At 40.2% G+C, this 6,973-nt stretch carries 8 protein-coding genes; 1 reads left to right on the top strand and 7 read right to left on the bottom strand.

What is annotated here, in order from left to right; translation table 11 throughout:
• Positions 1–483: integrase core domain-containing protein (locus tag AB5Y80_RS08595; RefSeq protein ID WP_368172795.1), on the top strand; the 483-nt coding region annotated here is incomplete at its 5' end.
• 114 nt (positions 484–597) lie between these two features.
• On the opposite strand, the gene AB5Y80_RS08590 is transcribed toward AB5Y80_RS08595, so the two are convergent.
• From AB5Y80_RS08590 to AB5Y80_RS08560, 7 genes are all read right to left on the bottom strand, one after another.
• Positions 598–1,266 carry a hypothetical protein gene (locus tag AB5Y80_RS08590; protein ID WP_368172807.1) on the bottom strand — a complete coding sequence of 223 codons (669 nt, stop codon included), beginning with the start codon at positions 1,264–1,266 and terminating at the stop codon, positions 598–600.
• Between the two features lie 133 nt (positions 1,267–1,399).
• Positions 1,400–1,690: a hypothetical protein gene (locus tag AB5Y80_RS08585; protein WP_368172806.1), complete on the bottom strand. Its 291-nt coding sequence runs from the start codon at positions 1,688–1,690 to the stop codon at positions 1,400–1,402.
• Positions 1,691–2,109: 419 nt separating this feature from the next.
• The gene (locus AB5Y80_RS08580) at positions 2,110–2,952 is read right to left on the bottom strand and encodes a DUF2971 domain-containing protein (protein ID WP_368172805.1); all 843 of its coding nucleotides are present in this window, start codon (positions 2,950–2,952) and stop codon (positions 2,110–2,112) included.
• A gap of 139 nt (positions 2,953–3,091) precedes the next feature.
• Positions 3,092–3,910 (bottom strand): HNH endonuclease, encoded by an 819-nt coding sequence (locus tag AB5Y80_RS08575; RefSeq protein WP_368172804.1) that lies wholly within the window; start codon positions 3,908–3,910, stop codon positions 3,092–3,094.
• 95 nt (positions 3,911–4,005) lie between these two features.
• A complete protein-coding gene (locus tag AB5Y80_RS08570) occupies positions 4,006–4,917 on the bottom strand; it encodes an FRG domain-containing protein (protein WP_368172803.1) in 912 nt (303 codons plus the stop codon).
• A gap of 52 nt (positions 4,918–4,969) precedes the next feature.
• Positions 4,970–5,878, bottom strand: coding sequence for a hypothetical protein (locus tag AB5Y80_RS08565; protein ID WP_368172802.1), 909 nt, complete (start codon positions 5,876–5,878; stop codon positions 4,970–4,972).
• A 612-nt stretch (positions 5,879–6,490) separates the two neighbouring features.
• On the bottom strand, positions 6,491–6,973 hold a 483-nt coding region (locus tag AB5Y80_RS08560), incomplete at its 5' end, for an integrase core domain-containing protein (RefSeq protein ID WP_368172795.1).

The following is a 6,973-nucleotide window of genomic DNA, read 5'->3' as shown; positions in this document are numbered from 1 at the left end:
GTACTGGACTGCTACAGCCGCCACGCCTGGGGACGGCTCTACACCAGCAAGCTGCCGGTGACCTCGGTCCATGTGCTCAACGAAACGGTCCTGCCGTTCTTCGAGGCTCACGAGGCGCGGGTCTATACCATCCTGTCGGACAACGGGCGCGAGTTCTGCGGGCGCCCTGACCATCACCCCTACGAGCTGTTCCTGCAACTGGAGGGGATTGAGCACCGGACCACCAAGGTACGCAGGCCGCAGAGCAACGGCTTTATCGAGCGGCTACATCGCACCCTGCTGGATGAACACTTCCGTATCAAGGGGAGGACGATCTGGTATGAATCAGTGGAGCAGATGCAGACAGACCTGGACAGCTATCTGGATCACTACAACACCCAGCGGCCACATCAGGGCAGGATGATGGAGGGTCAAACCCCCTACAGCATGTTCAAAAAGGGTCTGAAATTGATACCGAAGGAAGTGCGCACTAAAGTAGCGTAAACAAGACACCGGTTTGAGGCCGGTGTCAGGTGATAACTAGATCTGTACATGTAATCCAAACAAAAAAATACAATTTTAATGTAAGAGATTGCTAAATCTATCTGGGACGATTTGTTAGGTGCTTTTCTCTGGTGATAAATAAGATCTTAATTGACTCTCTAATTTATTTTTCAGCGTATTAGACGTACTCACAGTAAATTTATAAAAATTATCTTGTTTATTATAAGCCTGAGCAATCTGAGATTCATTTAGGTTTTTTAATCCAGCGATGAATGTTGCGCCTTGGTACAATTTAACCTGTTTGTCTATCTCTATAGCAAACTCTTCTATTTCATTACTAATCGATGCATCTAACCAAAGTTTTTCAATTTCAAAATTTTCGCGAAATGCTGTTACGGCATTGTTGAAATTTTCATCTGCGCCATCATCTTTCATTAGAATTATTTTTTTGGAAGACATAAACAAAATAGCTAATTTTTCATATATTTTCTCTATCGCATTTATTTGTTTTTCATGATATCGAGATAGTCTGATTTGATATTCTATAGTACCTTTGCTTAATTGGTTTTTTATCAATTCTGTATCAGTGGTTATAGCTCTATTTTGATCGGCAATGTTTTGGAAGTTTTTGTTTATTGCCTCTAATTCAGCCTTTTTTTTAATAAAGGCGGCGCAATAAATGCCCGCAATTGAAAACAGAAGTATTATCAGATTGAGCAATATCAATCTATCGTTTGAATCGATGATTGCATTTGCAATAACTTGTAATTCATCGTACTTCATTATGTTCCCTTACTATGATGTGGAGTGCATTAAAAATGCGATAAAATCTTTGGTTGTGAATAGCAGAAACAGAATATAATAGGTCCTCTTTGAAATGTTTAAATCAGTGCAGTTTGACTTATATCAGAAGCTGTCAGTGCTGCGCAATATCACTAAACCACACATAGGCGTTCCACTCAGCAGTGTTCTGGCTTGTCTGAATATCTACAGCTCGCCCTATCAAGGAAAAGCAGTTGTGGTACACAGCCTCCGCATTTTCTTTGTACTTCTCAATGCTCATCTTGCGTGTTGAGCCAGATTCATTGGTGATGGTGACCATTCGACCGTCTGCGCAGACCTTCGTCAGGACTCCAAAGTGAGTCCAAACATAACCACTCATTTCTACCACTCTCCCCGGTGTGCTGTGTGCTTCCGCCAGCAGCATTGGTGCCAACCACTAACCATACTCCAAATGAGGCTTATTGTTAATCAATTAAGCGGTAAATCAATATGTGATCACAGTTTGGCTGGTTTGAGGTGGAAACTCTTGGGTCTACGTAAGAGCAAGGGGGAGTAGGTGTGAGAGCTGCTCTGTTGCTTGGGGAAGGAGGAGATCGACAGTTCGCGCGGCCGGCGGAGAGGACCGCCATCCTGCGGAATAACCCCGTCCGCGCCGCGCCAGTTGGCCGCCAGGTGTCTCTGCGAGTATGTGAGATGGAGGCGGAGGTGAGGGTGTACCTGCGGGATCGCAGTGTGCCGGCAGATGAGGTTACCTCAGAGTTAGATGTTGTGCTGGCTGAAAAGGCTCGCCAAGGAGCTGAGGTTGTTATGCGTTCGTAATTTAAATGAAAATATGGAATAATTTCACAATATTTCTTCAAAGGAGAAGGGATTGTATTCTTTTATCGAAAGTTCAAAAGCACCATGGATTTTCGATGCTATGTAAATATTTGCATGAGGAAAGTGGGTAATTATTATGTTGTATAGGGTTTCCACTTTCTTTCTAGGCATTTTCTCACCTATTGTGAAACTTTTTATTGCGTTGATAGGGTATTTTAGGAAGTGCGCCTTTATTTCGGTGTTTTTGGCTTGGCAAATCACTCTAACTTCATTTTCATATTTCCAGCATGTTGGCTTGGTCGCTAGCATTTTTTGGTATATTTCATCATGAGAGTTGAATGATCTGTCGAGAGCATCTTCGTACAAACCTAATTCTTGTCGCTTGTCTTGTCCAAGATGTTTCATCAGTACTTCTGTGCTGTGAATGGCTTCCTGATGGTATGTGATTTGATCATGTATAACAGCCATTACAGCAGTGTCAATTTTTGGTGGAGCATCTTCATATAATACGTCCATAATTACAAGGTGCTCTTCATTATGAGATTGTATATAGTCTGGATTAAATTCAATACAATACCCTCTTAGTCCATCCGCATAATGTGACCACATTAGCAAACTGTCAGCATCTTTACTAAAGCAGCTAATCCTGGCTCTATCTATTATGGTAGATACAACTGGTTCTGATAATTTCAAGCTGTCAGCATAAGCATCATAGTTTTCAAGCACGATGTGATCTGATACATCCTCAAATCCCCATGCTTTTATTATTTCCTGAAGTCTAGAGGATTGCTCTGTTATTTTTGGGAAGCCAGAGAGTACCTCACAACTACATTCAAATGGGTCATTGAATGCTTCAAAATGACTCATGTATAGTTCATGGTTGAGTAAGTTGGATATTGAGTTCTCTGAAAATGAAAAATATTTGTACATGGCGGGCTAGTCTCTTTAAAATTGCAACATTAACAATGTGAAGTACCTGTTCATAAAATTAATTAAAGACCGAGAGTCATGCTCGTATTAATCTTGGTATTTTCGATTCAATCTCCAGTTTAAGGGATTCTTTATCTAGGCTGAAATGAAGTTTACGATGGCAGTTTGGACAAACTGCAAGCGCATTTGAAATGGTATCACTTCCTCCTTCTGATAATGGTATTAAATGATGCACTTCTAGATAAGGTGTGCCATCTGTCCGATGGAAAGGTGCGGGTAGTTGACAGGCTTCACATTTTCCCACTGCATTGCTAAGTACCCATGCTTTAACAAATGGGTCTCGAAGATATACCGTCGTAGTTATGTTGCTTTGCTTAGGATGAATAGAGCCTATTGGCTCTTCTATTTTCTGTTTTAGAAGAGAATCTACAAGTAGGTTGAATTTTTCATGGTCAGCAGTTGGCTCAAAAAGATCTAATTTATCCATGGTTGATGCAAGAGTGTGCCAGTATTTATCAGTCATAAGTGGGCTATGTATTAAAATTCTTTTGAATCTATTTCCACCTTTTGATTTAATGTTGTGAGGTTCTTTCATCTCTCCTACCTCACGACCAATTGCTAGTCTAATATCATCTGCATGCACATGTCTTATATATATATCAGTATCTACATTGTTATATAGTTTTACTGCTCTATCTTCAATATTTGGTAAGGCCTTTGATAAATTTCTCGATATAACATACACTTTAATGAAAGATAGGTTAGCCTCTCTTAGTCTTTGAATAATATAGCGAACAGCACATGCATAATCAGGGTTCCTATTTTTTGGTCCCCAAGATTCTATGATTAGTCCAAATACACCATCAACTGTGCCAACGTTGTATGTTGCATCCAAGAACTCTCTGTTGTATGAATAAACTCTAGGCATTTTTTTCTCTCATTGTAAAAAGCGTAATAATAATTTTCATGCTGCATGACTAAATATATAAGTCATTTTCCTTTAAGTGAATTAAGATACTTATGGCGTACTGATTGATATATTCTTTTTTCGTTTTTCATTATGTCTTCAGATAAACTATCTAAATCTTGATATATAAACGCTTTAGTCATTCCCAGTGCGCGTAAATCTTTCTTCATCTTTGATATGAATTTACATGGGATAAATATTTTGTGTAGTATTCTGTCTATCGGATCATAACTTTCAATGTCTTGGGTCATTGAACCATGTAATGTAAAAGTGCCTGCTTGTGCTCTAATCCTTGGTGAAGAATGAGGGGCTACTATGCAGATAGGTAACATGGCTCTGCTATCTTCTGTTGGCCTTACATAGTGTTTCCAGTGTTCATAATAATTTGCAACATCAATTGGATGATCGAATTCGGTTGACTCATGATTGAATTTGTTTGGATTCATGACATAAACGGCGGCGCCATCATCTCTCATATGTGTGCCAGAGATAAAATCAGAAGATGGATTGGATTCTTTTGATGGCTTCATGCCTTGTGGCTCATTTTCAAGTGCGAAATACAAAGCTACTAAGGCATTAGTTGTCCAATCAAGCAACCGAGTTTTTACTCCATAATGTTGCATTAAAAACAACCATTCAAAATCATTCCTCGGTTTTTCATTAATTAGATGAATTGCTTGCCTTTTAAATTCACTAAGCAATCTTTCTGGGTCAATTCCGGTCATGGTAACACCGCTAGATATTATTGGCTCATCACCCCGTAGTGAATTACCCCTAGAATCAGACAATGGAATTATATCGCGTAAAACCGATGGGATTAGTCTATATGAAGCCAGTCCATGCCCTCTAAACCATGCATTCCCATCTTCACGTTCTGTTATTTCGGAGATTTTTACAACATATTCACCAATGTTCTTTATTATATATCGATGCATAACTTATACTCTTTGGTCAAAGTTCTACTTAAACGTTCATACATATCTAATTCTATAATTCATCTAGAGATGATGTAAACTCAGATAGGAAATTCCTGAAAATATTTAACTCTTCATCGGATATTAAATAGAATTTATTAGTTTCGATTTTATAAAATTCGAATATCTTATCTGTTTTAATTGTGACTAGAGGAAGTAGAAAATCATTTTTATGATATGCTTTTTCAAAATTACATTTGAATGGTGATGCAGCTTTTATTAGATCTATCCTATTTTCCTGTGAGATTACACCATGCGTATGTGAATAAACATTACGTAACTTACAGTAAAGAGTCCACAGTGACAGCATGAATTGCCGATCCATATTATGCCTGGATGTCATAACATTAATCATTTCTTTATTTGACTTTAATATTTTTCCAATCAGATCACTAGTGTTTGTATTTTCTACATTAACAACTGATTTAAACGTGCTTTCAGCTATGCTGAATAGAAAAATAAACTCCCAGACATTCAAGAAACCCTTTATAAGAGTATACCAGTTTTCAGTTTGAACAGAGGTTCTCAATGACTCTAGAGATATATCTACATCTCTATTCATGTAGTTACCAATATCAATTCCTGAGCAACTTAGCAAGTGTGCATGTTCATAAAACGTGCTTTTAAATTTTGAAATTAATTCTCGCAAACCAGTTTCAACATCAATTGCATATATCGAGGGTCTGTCAATAGCTGTGACAGATAATTCAGGGTAGTCTTTCAGTGCTCCAGAATTGTATAGTTCATCACTATGTTGCTCTATTATATCGAGTAGTTTTACATGCTCGATATAACTGTCCATATAAGATAGTAGTATGTTATTTACTAGTTGAGATATATAGAATGAATTATGAAAGCTACGGTACCAAGAGTTTGATGTTGGAGAGGGCTTTTTTAACGTTGGCGCGTAAATATTGATCATTTTCTGTCTTCTTATATGTGTTATGTTTGTAGTTGATGTGAGTTACTGTGCATTTAGATTGTATGGAAAAAGTGTCGGATAGTATGGATAACTCATTGATATAGGTGATCTCTCTAAGGTTTATAGAATTGTGATAATATGATTTTTAATATCGTCATCGGCTCGGTTCGGAACTTAACTAGAATGGGATGGTAACTCATATGGTTCCGATTGTTGAGTGTAATGAGCACTGAATCAGGATGGGATCACAGATTTGTTGCGGTGGCAGCTGTGAGCTTGGGATAAGGAAGGCAGGATGCAGTGACGTTCGGCTTCCTAGTTAGCACTAACTGGTTGCCAGATATCGATGAGGAGGGGGGAGATGGAGACTGATATTCGGTTTTTTTGCGTAAGCAATCAGTGCTGGCCGATTCTGTGGCCAAGAAACTGCTGCAAGTGCTGGCTGAAAAGACACGCTAGGGAGCGGTTGTAACGGGGAAAATAGCTTGAACTGAGGGAGAAAATCCAGCACAGCCCATAGCTCTACCAGGAAACAGGGAAGATAGGAGTGGAAAGCCTCAAGGTGTACAGATCTAGTTATCACCTGACACCGGCCTCAAACCGGTGTCTTGTTTACGCTACTTTAGTGCGCACTTCCTTCGGTATCAATTTCAGACCCTTTTTGAACATGCTGTAGGGGGTTTGACCCTCCATCATCCTGCCCTGATGTGGCCGCTGGGTGTTGTAGTGATCCAGATAGCTGTCCAGGTCTGTCTGCATCTGCTCCACTGATTCATACCAGATCGTCCTCCCCTTGATACGGAAGTGTTCATCCAGCAGGGTGCGATGTAGCCGCTCGATAAAGCCGTTGCTCTGCGGCCTGCGTACCTTGGTGGTCCGGTGCTCAATCCCCTCCAGTTGCAGGAACAGCTCGTAGGGGTGATGGTCAGGGCGCCCGCAGAACTCGCGCCCGTTGTCCGACAGGATGGTATAGACCCGCGCCTCGTGAGCCTCGAAGAACGGCAGGACCGTTTCGTTGAGCACATGGACCGAGGTCACCGGCAGCTTGCTGGTGTAGAGCCGTCCCCAGGCGTGGCGGCTGTAGCAGTCCAGTAC

Source organism: Aeromonas sp. R2-1, from assembly GCF_040908425.1.
Taxonomy (GTDB): Bacteria; Pseudomonadota; Gammaproteobacteria; order Enterobacterales; family Aeromonadaceae; genus Aeromonas; species Aeromonas caviae.
The sequence above is the reverse complement of the archived record's forward strand: the minus strand, read 5'-3'. Positions and strand labels throughout refer to the sequence as shown.